The 15,441-nt window shown below is 71.2% G+C and carries 12 protein-coding genes; 1 reads left to right on the top strand and 11 read right to left on the bottom strand.

Annotated features, from left to right (window positions below):
• Nucleotides 1-252 precede the first annotated feature (252 nt).
• Nucleotides 253-1,035 carry a 6-phosphogluconolactonase gene (gene pgl / locus OTB16_RS22575; RefSeq protein WP_267722501.1) on the top strand — a complete coding sequence of 261 codons (783 nt, stop codon included), beginning with the start codon at nucleotides 253-255 and terminating at the stop codon, nucleotides 1,033-1,035.
• A gap of 110 nt (nucleotides 1,036-1,145) precedes the next feature.
• Here the strand turns inward: pgl and pgi are convergent, their stop codons facing one another.
• The 11 genes from pgi to uvrC all read right to left on the bottom strand — a co-directional run bounded on the left by pgi (nucleotide 1,146) and on the right by uvrC (nucleotide 15,413).
• Nucleotides 1,146-2,801: a glucose-6-phosphate isomerase gene (pgi, locus tag OTB16_RS22570; protein ID WP_267722330.1), complete on the bottom strand. Its 1,656-nt coding sequence runs from the start codon at nucleotides 2,799-2,801 to the stop codon at nucleotides 1,146-1,148.
• A gap of 176 nt (nucleotides 2,802-2,977) precedes the next feature.
• Nucleotides 2,978-3,313 carry an RNA polymerase-binding protein RbpA gene (locus tag OTB16_RS22565; protein ID WP_007263454.1) on the bottom strand — a complete coding sequence of 112 codons (336 nt, stop codon included), beginning with the start codon at nucleotides 3,311-3,313 and terminating at the stop codon, nucleotides 2,978-2,980.
• A 180-nt stretch (nucleotides 3,314-3,493) separates the two neighbouring features.
• Nucleotides 3,494-3,727 (bottom strand): preprotein translocase subunit SecG, encoded by a 234-nt coding sequence (secG, locus tag OTB16_RS22560; RefSeq protein ID WP_267722499.1) that lies wholly within the window; start codon nucleotides 3,725-3,727, stop codon nucleotides 3,494-3,496.
• A gap of 143 nt (nucleotides 3,728-3,870) precedes the next feature.
• Nucleotides 3,871-4,662, bottom strand: a complete 792-nt coding sequence (tpiA, locus tag OTB16_RS22555) for a triose-phosphate isomerase (RefSeq protein WP_267722323.1) — start codon at nucleotides 4,660-4,662, stop codon at nucleotides 3,871-3,873.
• 6 nt (nucleotides 4,663-4,668) lie between these two features.
• Nucleotides 4,669-5,880 carry a phosphoglycerate kinase gene (locus OTB16_RS22550; RefSeq protein ID WP_267722321.1) on the bottom strand — a complete coding sequence of 404 codons (1,212 nt, stop codon included), beginning with the start codon at nucleotides 5,878-5,880 and terminating at the stop codon, nucleotides 4,669-4,671.
• A gap of 142 nt (nucleotides 5,881-6,022) precedes the next feature.
• Entirely contained in the window at nucleotides 6,023-7,027 is a 1,005-nt protein-coding gene (gap, locus tag OTB16_RS22545) for a type I glyceraldehyde-3-phosphate dehydrogenase (protein ID WP_267722320.1), read from the bottom strand.
• Nucleotides 7,028-7,260: 233 nt separating this feature from the next.
• Nucleotides 7,261-10,221 carry a M14 family metallopeptidase gene (locus OTB16_RS22540; protein ID WP_267722318.1) on the bottom strand — a complete coding sequence of 987 codons (2,961 nt, stop codon included), beginning with the start codon at nucleotides 10,219-10,221 and terminating at the stop codon, nucleotides 7,261-7,263.
• A gap of 188 nt (nucleotides 10,222-10,409) precedes the next feature.
• Complete coding sequence (whiA, locus tag OTB16_RS22535) at nucleotides 10,410-11,405, bottom strand: DNA-binding protein WhiA (protein WP_267722317.1); 996 nt, start codon at nucleotides 11,403-11,405, stop codon at nucleotides 10,410-10,412.
• Nucleotides 11,396-12,451, bottom strand: a complete 1,056-nt coding sequence (locus tag OTB16_RS22530; RefSeq protein WP_267722316.1) for a gluconeogenesis factor YvcK family protein — start codon at nucleotides 12,449-12,451, stop codon at nucleotides 11,396-11,398. The genes whiA and OTB16_RS22530 overlap by 10 nt, the downstream gene beginning before the upstream one ends.
• A complete protein-coding gene (rapZ, locus tag OTB16_RS22525; protein ID WP_267722314.1) occupies nucleotides 12,448-13,395 on the bottom strand; it encodes an RNase adapter RapZ in 948 nt (315 codons plus the stop codon). Before rapZ ends, OTB16_RS22530 begins: the two co-directional genes overlap by 4 nt.
• Nucleotides 13,392-15,413 (bottom strand): excinuclease ABC subunit UvrC, encoded by a 2,022-nt coding sequence (gene uvrC, locus OTB16_RS22520; RefSeq protein WP_267722312.1) that lies wholly within the window; start codon nucleotides 15,411-15,413, stop codon nucleotides 13,392-13,394. The genes rapZ and uvrC overlap by 4 nt, the downstream gene beginning before the upstream one ends.
• Nucleotides 15,414-15,441: the final 28 nt, after the last annotated feature.

Raw genomic sequence — 15,441 nt, 5'->3', positions numbered from 1 at the left:
GGCGGGGGCTGCATACTCACGCCCCCCCCACGTCCGACACCCCACCCAGCCCCGCCGACATCCGATCCCCACCCAGCCCCGCCGGCGTTTGAGGCGCGGGGTCCGGGGCGGAGCCCCGGGAAACGGCGAAAGGGCGGGTCGGGGACCGCTCCGCGCAGCGGCACACACACCCGCACCCGGCACCCGCAGCAGGCACCCGCACCGCACCACGCAGGCACCCCCGAACTACCGACAAGGCGGCAGCACATGGGTATGACGACTCCCCAGGTCGTCGTCCACCGGGACAAGGAGCTGATGGCCCAGGCCACGGCCGCCCGGCTCATCACCAAGATCGTGGACGCGCAGGCGGCCCGCGGCAGCGCGTCGGTGGTCCTCACCGGCGGCCGCAACGGCAACGGCCTGCTCGCGGCGCTGGCCGCCGCCCCGGCCCGGGACGCGGTCGACTGGCGCCGGCTCGACCTGTGGTGGGGCGACGAGCGGTACGTCCCCGCCAACGACCCCGAGCGCAACCACACCCAGGCCCGCGAGGCCCTCCTGGACTCCGTCCCGCTGGACCCCGCCCGCGTACACGTCATGCCCGCCTCCGACGGCCCGTACGGGACCGACGTGGACGCGGCGGCAGCGGCGTACGCGGCCGAACTGGCGGCGGCCGCCGGCCCGGAGGACCACGGCCCGGTCCCCCGCTTCGACGTGCTGATGCTGGGCGTGGGCCCGGACACGCACGTGGCCTCCCTCTTCCCCGAGCACCCGGCCTCCCGCGAGACCGAGCGCACGGTGGTCGGCGTCCACGGCGCGCCGAAGCCCCCGCCCACGCGGATCTCGCTGACCCTCCCGGCGATCCGGGCGGCCCGCGAGGTGTGGCTGCTGGCGGCGGGCGAGGACAAGGCCGGCGCGGTCTCCATCGCCCTCGGCGGCGCGGGCGGCGTCCAGGCCCCGGCCGCGGAGGCCTGCGGCCGCTCCCGCACCCTGTGGCTGCTGGACCGTGCCGCGGCCGCCAAGCTCCCCTCCGGGATGTACCCGCCGGCCTCGGCCTGAGCCGTACCCGACGGCGAAGCACCGTACGGCGAAGCACCGTACGGCCGAGCGCCCCGCACCTCGAAGGTGCGGGGCGCTCCGCCGTTCCCGGCCGGGCGGCCGCGGCCCGCTCAGCCGCGGTCGCGCAGCTCCCGGTACCCGGCGACCAGGGCCTTGGTCGAGGAGTCCATGCCCGGTACGTCCGCGCCCTCGGTCAGCGCGGGCTCGATCCGCTTGGCGAGGACCTTGCCGAGCTCCACGCCCCACTGGTCGAAGGAGTCGATGTTCCAGACGGCGCCCTGGACGAACACCTTGTGCTCGTAAAGCGCGATCAGCTGGCCCAGCACCGCCGGGGTCAGCTCGGCGGCCAGGATCGTGGTCGTCGGGTGGTTCCCCTGGAAGGTCTTGTGCGGGACCAGGGACTCCGGCGCGCCCTCCGCCCGCACCTCGTCCGCCGTCTTGCCGAAGGCCAGCGCCTGCGTCTGCGCGAAGAAGTTCGCCATCAGCAGGTCGTGCTGGGCGGCGAACGACGGCTGCAGGTCGGCCACGGGCCGTGCGAAGCCGATGAAGTCGGCGGGGATCATCCGCGTGCCCTGGTGGATGAGCTGGTAGTACGCGTGCTGCCCGTTGGTGCCGGGGGTGCCCCACACCACCGGGCCGGTCTGCCACTCCACGCGATTGCCGTCCCGGTCAACGGACTTGCCGTTGGACTCCATGTCCAGCTGCTGCAAGTACGCGGTGAAGCGCGAGAGGTAGTGGCTGTACGGGAGCACGGCGTGCGACTGCGCGTCGAAGAAGCCGATGTACCAGATGCCCAACAGGCCCAGCAGCAGCGGCGCGTTCTCCTCGGGCGGCGCCGTGCGGAAGTGCGTGTCCATGGCGGAGAAGCCGCCGAGCATCTCGCGGAAGGCGTCCGGGCCGATCGCGATCATCAGGGAGAGCCCGATGGCGGAGTCGAAGGAGTAGCGTCCGCCGACCCAGTCCCAGAACTCGAACATGTTGGCCGTGTCGATGCCGAACCCGGAGACCTTCTCCTCGTTCGTCGACAGCGCCACGAAGTGCCGCGCCACGGCCTCCTCGCCGGCCCCCAGCCCCGTGAGCAGCCAGTCCCGCGCCGAGGTGGCGTTGGTGATGGTCTCGATGGTGGTGAAGGTCTTCGACGCGATGATGAACAGCGTCTCGGCCGGGTCCAGGTCCCGCACGGCCTCGTGGAGGTCGGCGCCGTCCACGTTGGAGACGAAGCGCAGGGTCAGCGCGCGGTCGGTGAAGGCGCGCAGCGCCTCGTACGCCATCGCCGGACCGAGGTCGGATCCGCCGATGCCGATGTTGACGACGTTCTTGATCGGCTTGCCGGTGGAGCCGGTCCACTCCCCCGACCTGACGCGGTCGGCGAAGGCGGCCATCTTGTCGAGGACGGCGTGCACGCCGGGGACGACGTTCTCGCCGTCCACCTCGACGACGGCGCCCTCGGGGGCGCGCAGGACGGTGTGCAGGACCGCCCGGTCCTCGGTCGTGTTGATCTTGTCTCCGCGGAACATCGCCTCGCGCAGCCCGGCCACGCCGGTCGCCGCCGCGAGCTCGCGCAGCAGCGTCAGCGTCTCGTCCGTGACGAGGTGCTTGGAGTAGTCGATGCGCAGGTCACCGGCGCGCAGGGTGTAGCCGGAGCCGCGGCCCGGGTTCTCCTCGAACAGCTCTCGCAGATGCGTCTGCCCGAGCTCCTCCCGGTGCTTGCCGAGTGCCAGCCACTCCGGCGTCCGGGTGAGCTTCGTACGGCTGTCTGCATTCATCCTGGCCATCAACCCATTTCTCGCGTCCTGTCGTGCCCCGCCGATCTCCAACCTAAAGGATGCGAAGCGGCAATGACGGACAGGCGCCGTCGGCGCGGGCGCACGCGAAGGGGCCCGGTGCGGCGGGAGTCTCCCCCTGCCGCACCGGGCCCCGGTGCACGCTTCTGACGGGCCGTTCAGATCTCGCCGCGGAGTTTGGCGAGTGCCTCGGCGAGGATCGCCTCGCCGTCGGCGTCGGTGCGCCGCTCCCGCACGTACGCCAGGTGCGTCTTGTACGGTTCGGTGCGCGGCGGGGCCGGCGGGTTGTCCCGGTCCTGGCCGGCCGGGAACCCGCAGCGCGGGCAGTCCCAGGTGTCCGGCACCTGCGCGTCGCTGGCGAAGCTCGGCTGCGTCTCGTGCCCGTTCGAGCACCAGAAGGAGATGCGCAGGCGGGGCGCGGACTCGCCGCGCTCGGCCTCACCCATCGGCCCCGCTCCGACCCGGCTACCACGGATCGCGTTGCCACTTGCCACGGTCGTAACTCCCTGCGTAATGGTGCCGCGGAGCGTGAGTGGAATTCCGCCGCGGGCGCCCAAGTCTACGTAAGGCCCAACGCGCGTCCACTGACCGGAGTTACTCATTCCAGGCGATGGACGCCGGACCTCATAGTAGGCCGGACGGCACCGGCCGGACTGGCGGAATGGCCAGAACGGTCAGCTGGCGCTCGACTTCATGAGAAGTCCCAGTGCCATGATGCAGGCGAACCACAGCAGACCGACGACCACGGTGATGCGGTCGAGGTTGCGCTCCGCGACGGAGGAACCGCCGACCGACGACTGCATGCCGCCGCCGAACATGTCGGAAAGGCCGCCGCCCTTGCCCTTGTGCATCAGCACGAGGAGCATCAGCAGGGCGCTGAAGACGATCAGGGCGATCGAGAACCCCATAATCACGGCTGATTCCTACTTTCTGGCTTTTCTGGCTTGCCGGGCTCCGCTGAGACGTGCGCGGGGGCCGGCGGCTGATGGTTCAGCCTCCGGCCCCCGCAAGGGTACGACGGATCCGTCCTACCGCATACTCACCGCAGTCGCTACGCGTCGCCGAAGCGGACGATCCCGACGAACTCGTCCACGTCCAGCGCGGCGCCGCCCACCAGGGCTCCGTCGACGTCGGGCTGGGCCATGATCGCGGCGATGTTGCCGGACTTGACCGAGCCGCCGTACTGGATGCGGACCTTGTCGGCCAGCTCCTGCGAGTACAGCTCCGCGAGACGGCCGCGGATGGCACCGCAGACCTCTTGGGCGTCCTCGGGGGTGGCGACCTCGCCGGTCCCGATCGCCCAGACGGGCTCGTACGCGATCACGATGGTCTCGGCCTGCTCGGCCGCGATGTCCTTGAGACCACCGTCGAGCTGGGCCAGCGTGTACGGGACCTGCTGTCCGGCCTTGCGGACGTCCAGGCCCTCGCCGACGCACAGGATCGGGGTCAGCCTGTGGCGGTAGGCGGCCTTGACCTTGGCGTTGCAGGTCTCGTCGTCCTCGCCGTGGTACTGGCGGCGCTCGCTGTGGCCGACGGCCACGTACGCGCACTTCAGCTTCGACAGCATCGCGCCGGAGACCTCGCCGGTGTAGGCGCCGGAGTCGTGCGCCGAGAGGTCCTGGGCGCCGTACTTGATCTTCAGCTTGTCGCCGTCGACCAGGGTCTGCACCGACCGGAGGTCGATGAAGGGCGGCAGGACCACGACCTCGACGGCGTCGAAGTCCTTGTCGGCGAGCGCGAAGGCGAGCTTCTGGACGTGGGCGATGGCCTCGAGGTGGTTGAGGTTCATCTTCCAGTTGCCCGCCATCAGCGGGGTGCGGCCGGCGGAAACGGGTGCAGTCATGCGGTGTCAGCCCTCCAGGGCGGCGAGGCCGGGGAGCGTCTTGCCCTCGAGGTATTCGAGGGAGGCGCCGCCACCGGTGGAAATGTGGCCGAAAGCATTCTCGTCGAAGCCGAGCGTACGCACGGCGGCGGCCGAGTCTCCGCCGCCGACGACGGTGAAGGCGCTGCTGTCGACGAGGGCCTGCGCCACGGCCTTGGTGCCGTTGGCGTAGTCGGGGTGCTCGAAGACGCCCACGGGACCGTTCCAGAAGACGGTCTCGGCATCGGCGATCTTCGACGCGTACAGCTCGCGCGTCCGGGGGCCGATGTCCAGGCCCTCCTTGTCGGCCGGGATCTTGTCCGCGTCCACGGTCTCGAAGTCCGCCGGGGTCTTGCCCTTGAGGTCGGGGAAGTCCGTGGAGACGAGCACGTCGACCGGGAGCACGAGCTCGACGCCCGTGGCCTTGGCGCGCTCCATGTACTCGGTGACCTTCTCCAGCTGGTCCTTCTGGAGCAGGGAGATGCCGACCTCGTGACCCAGGGCCTTGAGGAAGGTGTAGGCCATGCCGCCGCCGATGAGGATGCGGTCGGCCTTGCCGAGCAGCTCGTCGATGACGGCGAGCTTGTCGGAGACCTTGGCGCCGCCGAGGACCACGACGTACGGGCGCTTGACGTCGTCGGTCAGCTTCTTCAGGACGCCGACCTCGGTGGCGATGAGGTAGCCGGCCGCGTGCGGGAGGCGCGCGGGGAGGTCGAAGACCGAGGCGTGCTTGCGGTGGACGGCGCCGAAGCCGTCGCCGACGTACACGTCGGCGAGCTCCGCGAGCCGGTCCGCGAAGGCGCCGCGCTCGGCGTCGTCCTTCGCGGTCTCACCGGCGTTGAAGCGCAGGTTCTCGATGACGGCGACCTGGCCGTCGGCGAGGGCCAGAACGGTCTCCTTGGCGGAGTCGCCGACGGTGTCGGTGGCGAACGCGACGTCCGTGCCGAGCAGTTCACCCAGGCGCTTGGCGGCCGGGGCGAGCGAGAAGGCCGGGTCCGGGGCGCCCTTGGGGCGGCCCAGGTGCGAGGCCACGATGACGCGGGCGCCGGAGGCGGCGAGCTTCGCGATCGTGGGCTGGACGGCGCGGATGCGGCCGTCGTCGGTGATGGTGCCCTCGGCCAGCGGGACGTTCAGGTCCGCGCGGACGAAGACCCGCTTGCCCTTGACGCCTTCGGCGAGCAGTTCGTCGATCGTCTTCATGTGTTTCTACTCCTTTGGAGCCCTTCACCCTAAGGGCGAGGAAGGGAGAACGAGGCAAGCAACAGGGCCCGTGCGGCGCTTCGTCGCGCTGCCCGGACCCTGTGCTCACATCGTGGTGCCTTGCCTTGGAACCGGGGCGACCTTAGAGCTGGCCACCGACGTAGACCGTAAGGTCCACGAGACGGTTGGAGTAGCCCCACTCGTTGTCGTACCAGCCGATGACCTTGACGCTCTTGCCCTGGACCATGGTCAGGGAGGAGTCGAAGGTGCAGGACGCCGGCCAGTTCACGATGTCGGAGGAGACGATCGCGTCCTCGGTGTAGTCGAGGATGCCCTTGAGCTGGCCCTCGGCCGCCTTCTGGAACGCCGCGTTCACCTCGTCCCGGGTGACCTCGCGCTCGAGCTCGATGACGAGGTCGGTCACGGAACCGGTCGGGACCGGGACGCGCATCGCGATGCCGTCGAGCTTGCCGGCGAGCTCCGGGATCACCAGCGCGGTGGCCTTGGCGGCACCGGTGGTGGTCGGGATGATGTTCTCGGCGGCGGCGCGGGCGCGGCGCAGGTCCGAGTGCGGGAAGTCCAGGATGCGCTGGTCGTTCGTGTACGCGTGGACCGTCGTCATCATGCCCTTGACGATGCCGAAGTTCTCCAGGAGGACCTTGGCCATCGGCGCCACGCAGTTGGTGGTGCAGGAGGCGTTGGAGATGACGTGGTGGCTGGCCGCGTCGTACTTGTCCTGGTTCACGCCCATGACGATCGTGATGTCCTCGTCCTTGGCCGGAGCCGAGATGAGGACCTTCTTCGCGCCCGCCGCGATGTGCTTGGCGGCGTCGGCCTTCTTGGTGAAGATGCCGGTCGACTCGATGACGATGTCGGCGCCCAGCTCACCCCAGGGGAGGTTCGCGGGGTCGCGCTCGGCGAAGGTCTTGAAGGTGTTGCCACCGACCGTGATGGTGTCTGCCGTGTGGGAGACCTCGGCCTTGAGGCGGCCCAGAATGGTGTCGTACTTGAGCAGGTGCACCAGGGTGGCGTTGTCCGTCAGGTCGTTGACACCGACGATCTCGATGTCCGCTCCCTGCTCCAGGAGCGCACGGAAGTAGTTGCGGCCAATTCGGCCAAAACCGTTGATGCCTACGCGGATCGTCACGAACCGATCTCCTCGTTGGTGCGCCGGTAAAGTCCGCCGGCGAGCTGTATGGGATGTCCCCGACCGCTTACGACCCTACCTCTCCGTGAGCTTTTGAGTGACATCGGCGTGAGCCTGACACTCCCCCTCCTGCCGGGGGAGGCCCCGGAAGGGCCACGTACCAGCCGTTCCGGTACGGGACCCCCGGGACCTCCGGCCCGTCACTCAGAGTGAGGGTGGGACGGGGTTGCCTGTCAGTGGTTCAGTGTGCGTAGCGCCTTACCGACGAGTACGACGCGGTCCGCCGCGGCCGGCAGGTGTTCCAGGCCGAAGCCGAGGAGAACCGTGTCACGCGTAGTCACCGCCGCGTAGGACTTGAACAGCTCCCCGGACCGGGACCAATCGCCCGGAACGTCGGGGCTTCCGGCAGGTGCGGCCTGGGCCGCCCAGACGCCGAGCGAGGTCTCGAAGCCCTCGGCGGCGCGGTCCGCGCCGCCGACGGACAGGCGCACCTCGTCCGCGAAGACGCCGCGGCCGCCCGAGCCGGGGTCGGTGATGGAGGAGAGCGAGACCTCCACGGTCTTGCCCGCGTACGCGCTCAGGTCGAAGGAGACCTGCTTCCAGCCGCCGGAGGATCCGGTGAAGCTGTTCCAGGCGCCGCTGGTGCCCTGCGGGGTGCAGCCCGCGGCGTCCAGCGTGAGGTAGCGGCGCAGGAACGGGTGGCCGTTCATGAAGAAGCCCGCCGCGCACTCCTCCGGCACGGTGGAGCTGCTCAGGCCGCCCGCGTCCGGCAGCGTCGTCCAGTCGTCCCCGCCTGCCGTACGGGCCTCCAGGGCCGCGTGGTCGTAGCCCTCCTCGGTGTTCCAGTTGAGGGCGAGCTTCAGCTGCGGCTTGTCCGCGGCCAAGACGCCGGTGAGGTCGATGGTGCGGGCCAGCCGCTTCCAGTCGCCGTCCGTGTGCAGGGCCGAGGCCATCCCGGTGCCGGCGTAGGGGGCGTACGGGTTGACGACCCCGGCGAACTGGCCGGCCTGCGCGCTCTTGAACTGCGGGAACTGCGCGGGCGCCAGGGTTTCGGAGGTCACGGTGTAGGAGCCGGGGGCGTTCAGCGGATTGCCCGCGGCGTCGCCGAGGCCTCCGCGGGCGCCGGCCAGGGCGGCGGCGCCGGTGAAGCCGGTGGCGCCGGAGGCGCTCGTACGGCCGTGGGCGCCGAGCCAGTACTGGCTGAAGTCGTTGGTCACGGCGCGCCCGACCTGGGCGTTGCCGCCGGCGAGCTCGCCGGCCTCGATCAGCTTGCCGCCCTCGTTGAGGAAGTCGCGGACCGCCAGCTGGGTGTCTCCCCCGGGCGACTTGGCCCCGGTGTAGTGGACGGCCGTGCGGAAGTGGGAGAGCGTCCCGAGGTGGTGCGGCGCTCCCTGGGCCGCGACGTCCCAGACGGCGGCGGACCTGCCGTTGGCGCGCAGCGCGTCCACGTACGTCTGGGCGTGCCGGGCCGTGGCGCCCTCCTCGGCGATCACCAGCACGTCCGCGCGCGGCCGCTCGGCCACCGTGTACGTGAAGTGCTCGCTGGAGACCCGCCGGCCGGTGCGGTCGCGTCCGGTGAACCAGACCTCGACCTTGTCGCCGGGCCCGGCGGCGTCGACCTCGGCCCGGTACTCGTCGAACCAGTTGTTGTCCTCGCCGCCGTAGACGTCACCGCCCTTCCAGGCCTTGAGGTCCTCGTCCTGCGTGCGGCCGCCGTTGATCCGGAAGTTGAGCTCCTTGTCGCGCAGCGACTTGCGGGCCGTGACGGCGACCTCCTGGTCCTGGCCGCGGGCCGCGTAGGAGGTGGCGAAGGGGTCGAGGGTGAAGTCCGCGGCGTCCAGGCCCACGGTGGAGGCGGGCCGGTCCGGGTGCGCGGCGCTCTCGCCGACCGAGAGGGCGAAGGGGACGTTCTTGGCGAACTCCGCCTGGACGAGCTTCTCGTCGTCCGGGAAGTTGAAGCCGGAGGCGCAGTCCTCGGGCCGCCACGGGTCGTCCGGGTCGATCGCGGAGGCCGTCTGGCAGGTGGTCATCTCCGGCGTGAACATCATGATGCCGTTGGTGTTGGAGGCGTGTCCGTCGGCCTCGCCGTTGGTGGTGTAGAGCTCGGAGGACACCTGCGGGTAGTAGCCGGGGACGGCCGGGTTCTCCGGCGTTCCGGCGAGCGCCTTGTAGGCGACGTCGTCGGGGGTGGGGGTGGCGACCTGCCAGCCCACGCCGTAGAGCAGCAGCTCGGCGGCCGAGTGGTAGTTGATGGCGTACTCGAAGCCGATGCGCTTCTGGAACCGGTCGACGGCGACGGTCTCCGGCTCGGAGGAGGCCTTGGGCCCGCGGTAGGTCTCGCTCGCCTGGTTCGGCGAGGAGCCCTCGTTGTCGTAGCCCCACTTGTAGGCGAAGTTCCGGTTCAGGTCTACCCCGTCGCCCGCGGTGATCCTGCCGTCGCCGTTGTTGTCGCGCAGGTTCTTGCGCCACAGCCGCTGGCCGTCCGCGGCGAAGGTGTGGTCGTAGCCGTCGGGGTTGGCGGAGAGCAGGAACCACAGCTCGCTGGAGTCGACCAGCCGTGTGACGCGCGGGTCCTTGCCGTAGGTGTCCAGCGTGTGGTGCATCAGCCGGCGGGTCATCTCCGGGGTGATCCACTCGCGGGCGTGCTGGTTGGACATGTAGAGCACGGCCGGCTTGGCGCCGTCCTTGGTCTTCTCGGCGTTCTTGCTGACCTTCAGGGCGAGGATGTCCTTGCCCTGGACGGTCTTGCCGATGGAGACGACCTTGGTGAGCCCGGGGTTCTCCCGGGCGGTCCGCAGGATCTCCTCCTGGAGGCCGCCCTTGCCGCTGTACGGCCGGAACACGCCGTCGCCGGAGGCCTTGGCGCGGGCCAGGCCCGCGGCGGGGACCTCGCGCTCGGCGAGCCGGACCCCCTGGGCGGCGAGCTCCTTCGCCTGGCCGCTCGTGAGGAACAGCTCGACCTTGGCGGTCCCGGTCTCGGGGGCGCGTTCGGTGAGCTCGTGGGCGTCCTGGCCGGCGGCCAGGACGAGCGGTACCTGCTCACGGGTGATGTCGGCGTCGTAGACCCGTACCTCGTCGGCGCCGGACGGGGCGCCGGTCGCGGCCCGGTCCTGGGCCGCCGCGGGTAGCGCGGCCAGTGTGCTTGCGAAGACGAGTGCGGTTGCGGCGAGGATCGATCTCGCGCGGTGCCTCATGTGCCCCCCTGGGCGTCGTCTGCCACGAAAGCGTTCGGACGACAGGCTCACGACCAGCCCATGCACATGTCAATGGGGCCTGCCGAAAGGGGCCCCCACGATCACTCGTGCGGGCCCCTCGCGGTGTGCGTACGGCGACTGCGGCGGCGGCCGCCCGGTCGCGGCCCGGCGGCCGGCTCAGCCGCCGCTCAGCCGGCCATGTTGTCGGCCATCTCCTCGCTGAGGTCCAGGTTCGACTCGGTACCCGGGATCCCGAGGTCCTGGGCCCGCTTGTCGGCCATGGCCAGTAGCCGGCGGATCCGGCCCGCGACCGCGTCCTTGGTCAGCGGCGGGTCGGCGAGCGCGCCCAGCTCCTCCAGGGAGGCCTGCTTGTGCTCCATGCGCAGCCGGCCGGCCGCGGCGAGGTGCTCGGGGACCTCCTCGGCGAGGATCTCCAGCGCCCGCTGCACGCGGGCTCCGGCGGCCACCGCGGCACGCGCAGAGCGGCGCAGGTTGGCGTCGTCGAAGTTGGCGAGGCGGTTGGCGGTGGCGCGCACCTCGCGCCGCATCCGCCGCTCCTCCCAGGCCAGCACCGACTCGTGCGCGCCGAGCCGGGTGAGCAGGGCGCCGATCGCGTCGCCGTCGCGGACCACGACCCGGTCCACGCCCCGCACCTCGCGCGCCTTGGCGGCGATGGAGAGCCTGCGGGCGGCGCCCACCAGGGCCAGGGCGGCCTCCGGGCCGGGGCAGGTGACCTCCAGCGAGGAGGACCGGCCCGGCTCGGTGAGCGAGCCGTGGGCCAGGAAGGCGCCGCGCCAGGCCGCCTCCGCGTCACAGGTGGCCCCGGAGACCACCTGGGGCGGAAGACCCCGGATGGGGCGTCCGCGGCCATCCACGAGGCCCGTCTGGCGGGCCAGCTGGTCACCGCCGGCCACGACCCGGACCACGTACCGGCTGCCGCGGCGCAGACCGCCGGGAGCCATGACGACCAGGTCCGAGGAATGGCCGAAGATCTCCAGGATGTCCTTGCGCAGTCTTCGCGCGGCGATGCCCGTGTCAAGCTCCGCCTCGATGACGATGCGGCCGCTCACCAGGTGCAACCCGCCCGCGAACCGGAGGATCGCCGAGACCTCGGCCTTCCTGCAGCAGGTCCGGGTCACGGGCAGGCGAGAGATCTCGTCCTTCACCGCGGGCGTCATCGCCATGGGCCGATCCTTCCATGCATCCGAAAAATACGGTCGTACGCGGCGGCCAGCAGCTCCGGATCGTGCTTCGGAGAGCCGTCCTGCCTGGCCACGGGAGCCAGCTCGACCGCGGCGCCGAAGCGTTTCGCGGCATCGGCGAGGGACTCGCGGTCGGGTACGGCGGCCTCGTCGGCCAGCACCACGTCCAGGGCGAGTTTAGGGGCGTGTCGGGCCAAAACCTCCAAATGACGCTGCGGAGAGAAGCCCTCTGTTTCGCCGGGCTGCGGCGCGAGGTTCAGCGACAGGACCCGCCGGGCCTTCGTCTCGACCAGCGCGTCGAGCAGTTCCGGCACCAGCAGGTGCGGGATCACCGAGGAGAACCAGGAGCCCGGTCCGAGCACCACCCAGTCGGCGTCCAGCACCGCGGCCACGGCCTCCGGCACGGCCGGCGGGTCGCTCGGCACCACCTGGACGGAGAGCACCTCGCCGGGGGTCAGGGCCACCGTGGCCTGCCCGCGTACGGTGTCGACGTCCTCGGGGCGGTCCGGGTGGTGGCCCTTGACCAGGGCCTGGAGCTCCAGCGGCACCGCCGACATGGGCAGCACCCGGCCCTGCGCCCCGAGGAGCCTGCCGACCAGGTCGAGGGCCTGGACGGGATCGCCGAGCTGCTCCCACAGGGCGACGATCAGCAGGTTGCCGACGGCGTGCCCGTGCAGGTCGCCCTCGGACTGGAAGCGGTGCTGGATGACGCGGGCCCAGGTCTGGCCCCAGTCGTCGTCGCCGCACAGCGCGGCCAGCGCCTTGCGCAGGTCGCCCGGCGGCAGTACGCCGAGCTCCTCCCGGAGCCGGCCGCTGGATCCGCCGTCGTCGGCGACGGTGACCACGGCGGTGAGGTCACCGGTGATCCGGCGCAGGGCGGCGAGCGAGGCCGACAGGCCCTGGCCGCCGCCGAGCGCGACCACCTTGGGGGCGGCGCCGCGCCGGCGGCCGGAACGGCCCGCGCCGTCCTCGCCCCGTCCCGGGGTGAGGCGGCGCAGGCGGCTCAGCCGGGGGGTCCGTGGGGTCACTCGCGCCCCATGTCCCGGTGGACTACGACGGTCTCGACTCCCTCGGAGGCGAGGCGGGCGGCGAGCTTCTCGGACATGGCCACGCTGCGGTGCTTACCGCCCGTGCACCCGACCGCGATGGTCACGTACCGCTTGCCCTCGCGGCGGTAGCCGGTGGCGATGAGCTGGAGCAGCTCGGTGTAGCGGTCGAGGAACTCCTTGGCGCCGGGCTGGCTGAAAACGTACCCCGACACCTCCTCGTTGAGCCCGGTGAAGGGGCGCAGCTCCGGGACCCAGTGCGGGTTGGGGATGAAGCGGCAGTCGACGACGAGGTCGGCGTCGACGGGGAGGCCGTACTTGTAGCCGAAGGACATGACGGTGGCCCGCAGCTCGGGCTCCTCGTCCCCGGCGAACTGGGCGTCCATCTTGGCGCGCAGTTCGTGGACGTTCAGGCTGGAGGTGTCGATCACCAGGTCGGCGTCGCCGCGCAGCTCGCGCAGCAGGTCGCGCTCGGCGGCGATGCCGTCGGTGATGCGTCCGTCGCCCTGGAGGGGGTGGGGGCGGCGGACCGACTCGAAGCGGCGGACCAGCGCGTCGTCGGAGGACTCCAGGAAGACGATGCGCCGGGTGACTCCCTTGCTGTCGAGGTCGGCGAGGGATTCGCGCAGGGCGTCGAAGAACTGGCGGCCGCGGACGTCTACGACGACGGCGATGCGCGCCACGTTGCCCTGGGAGCGGGCGCCGAGCTCCACCATGGTGGGGATCAGCGCGGGCGGGAGGTTGTCGACGACGAACCAGCCGAGGTCCTCCAGACACTTGGCCGCCGTACTGCGGCCGGCCCCGGACATGCCGGAGATGATCACCAGCTCGGGGATGGCCGCCTCGGCGGTATCTCCGGGCTCCACTGTCGTGCCCGTACTCACCTGTGCTCCGTCTCGGTCGTGCGTGGTCTCGTGCTCGGTCATTGCTCGGTCCCCCGTTCGGACGATGCTCCCGCGGGTGCGGGGGTCTCATCCTCAATGATCTCTCCTGTGGCCGTGTTGACCGCAGGGCCGGCGGGCACCGCTCCGGCGAGGGCCGCGGCCACGGTCTCGGCCGTCTTGCGGCCTATGCCCGGGACCTCGCAGATCTGGTCGATTGTCGCCTGTCTCAGCTTCTTCACCGAACCGAAGTGTTTGACCAGGGCCTGCTTGCGGCTCTCGCCGAGGCCGGGCACCTCGTCCAGCGGCCCGGACGTGAAGCGCTTGCCGCGCTTGTTGCGCTGGTACTGGATGGCGAAGCGGTGGGCCTCGTCGCGGATCCGCTGGAGCAGGTACAGGCCCTCGCTGGTGCGGGGCAGCACGACCGGGTCGTCCTCGCCCGGCAGCCAGACCTCCTCCAGCCGCTTGGCGAGGCCGCACACGGCGACGTCGTCGATCCCGAGCTCCTCCAGGGCCCGCTTGGCGGCGGCCACCTGCGGCTGGCCGCCGTCGACCACGACGAGCTGGGGCGGGTAGGCGAAGCGCTTGGGCCGCCCGTCGTCCTCCGCCCCGGCCGCCGCGCCCGCGTCGTCGGCGTCCTCGGGGGACCACTCGCCCGTCTTCAGCTTCTCCTGGAGGTAGCGGCGGAAGCGGCGGGAGACCACCTCGTGCATGGAGCGGACGTCGTCCTGCCCCTCGAACGTCTTGATCTGGAAGCGGCGGTACTCGCTCTTGCGAGCGAGGCCGTCCTCGAAGACGACCATGGAGGCCACCACGTCGTCGCCCTGCAGGTGGGAGATGTCGAAGCACTCGATGCGCAGCGGCGCGCCGTCCAGGTCCAGGGCGTCGGCGATCTCCTCCAGGGCCCGGGAGCGGGTGGTGAGGTCGCTGGCGCGCTTGGTCTTGTGGAGGGCGAGGGACTGCTGGGCGTTGCGGTGGACGGTCTCCATCAGCGCCTTCTTGTCGCCGCGCTGCGGGATGCGCAGGCTGACGTTCGAGCCGCGGCGCTCGGCGAGCCACTGGCTCAGGGCCGGCGCGTCCTCGGGGAGCGCGGGGACCAGCACCTCCTTGGGCACCGCCTCGCCCTTCTCCTCCCCGTACAGCTGCTGGAGGGCGTGCTCGACGAGCCCGGCGGTGTCGACGGCCTCGACCTTGTCGGTGACCCAGCCGCGCTGGCCGCGGACCCGGCCGCCGCGTACGTGGAAGATCTGCACGGCGGCCTCGAGCTCGTCCTCGGCGACCGCGACGAGGTCGGCGTCGGTGGCGTCGGCGAGCACGACGGCGTTCTTCTCCATGGCGCGGCGCAGCGCGCCCATGTCGTCGCGCAGCCGGGCGGCCTTCTCGTACTCCATCGCCTCGGCGGCCTCGTGCATCTGCCGTTCGAGGCGGGAGAGGTAGGTGCCGGTGCGGCCGGCCATGAAGTCGCAGAAGTCGTCGGCCAGTTCGCGGTGCTCCTCGGGGGTGACCCGGCCGACGCAGGGCGCGGAGCACTTGCCGATGTAGCCGAGGAGGCAGGGGCGGCCGATCTGCGCGGAGCGCTTGAAGACCCCGGCGGAGCAGGTGCGGACGGGGAAGACCCGCAGCATCAGGTCGACGGTCTCGCGGATGGCCCAGGCGTGCCCGTACGGGCCGAAGTAGCGCACGCCCTTCTTCTTGGGGCCGCGCATGACCTGGACCCGCGGGTACTCCTCGTTGAGGGTGACGGCGAGGGAGGGGTAGCTCTTGTCGTCGCGGTACTTGACGTTGAACCGGGGGTCGTACTCCTTGATCCAGGAGTACTCCAGCTGGAGCGCCTCGACCTCGGTGGAGACGACGGTCCACTCGACGGAGGCGGCCGTGGTCACCATGGTGGCGGTGCGGGGGTGCAGGTTGGCGACGTCCTGGAAGTAGCTGCCCAGCCGCTGGCGCAGGTTCTTGGCCTTCCCGACGTAGATCACCCGGCGGTGCTCGTCGCGGAATCTGTAGACCCCCGGGGAGTCGGGGATCTGTCCCGGCTTGGGGCGGTAGCTGGAAGGGTCGGCCATGCCGCCCACCCTACTTGCGCCCGCCGAC

It is taken from the genome of Streptomyces antarcticus, assembly GCF_026627255.1.
GTDB lineage: Bacteria > Actinomycetota > Actinomycetes > Streptomycetales > Streptomycetaceae > Streptomyces > Streptomyces antarcticus.
Note: the sequence above shows the minus strand (reverse complement) of the source record. Positions and strands in the feature narration are given on the sequence as shown.

Excerpts from the sequence above, each read along its gene's own strand:
- pgl (WP_267722501.1), top strand. The coding sequence starts at position 253 with ATGACGACTCCCCAGGTCGTCGTCCACCGGGACAAGGAGCTGATGGCC.
- pgi (WP_267722330.1), bottom strand. The coding sequence starts at position 2,801 with ATGAATGCAGACAGCCGTACGAAGCTCACCCGGACGCCGGAGTGGCTG.
- secG (WP_267722499.1), bottom strand. The coding sequence starts at position 3,727 with ATGGGGTTCTCGATCGCCCTGATCGTCTTCAGCGCCCTGCTGATGCTC.
- tpiA (WP_267722323.1), bottom strand. The coding sequence starts at position 4,662 with ATGACTGCACCCGTTTCCGCCGGCCGCACCCCGCTGATGGCGGGCAAC.
- OTB16_RS22550 (WP_267722321.1), bottom strand. The coding sequence starts at position 5,880 with ATGAAGACGATCGACGAACTGCTCGCCGAAGGCGTCAAGGGCAAGCGG.
- OTB16_RS22540 (WP_267722318.1), bottom strand. The coding sequence starts at position 10,221 with ATGAGGCACCGCGCGAGATCGATCCTCGCCGCAACCGCACTCGTCTTC.
- whiA (WP_267722317.1), bottom strand. The coding sequence starts at position 11,405 with ATGGCGATGACGCCCGCGGTGAAGGACGAGATCTCTCGCCTGCCCGTG.
- rapZ (WP_267722314.1), bottom strand. The coding sequence starts at position 13,395 with ATGACCGAGCACGAGACCACGCACGACCGAGACGGAGCACAGGTGAGT.
- uvrC (WP_267722312.1), bottom strand. The coding sequence starts at position 15,413 with ATGGCCGACCCTTCCAGCTACCGCCCCAAGCCGGGACAGATCCCCGAC.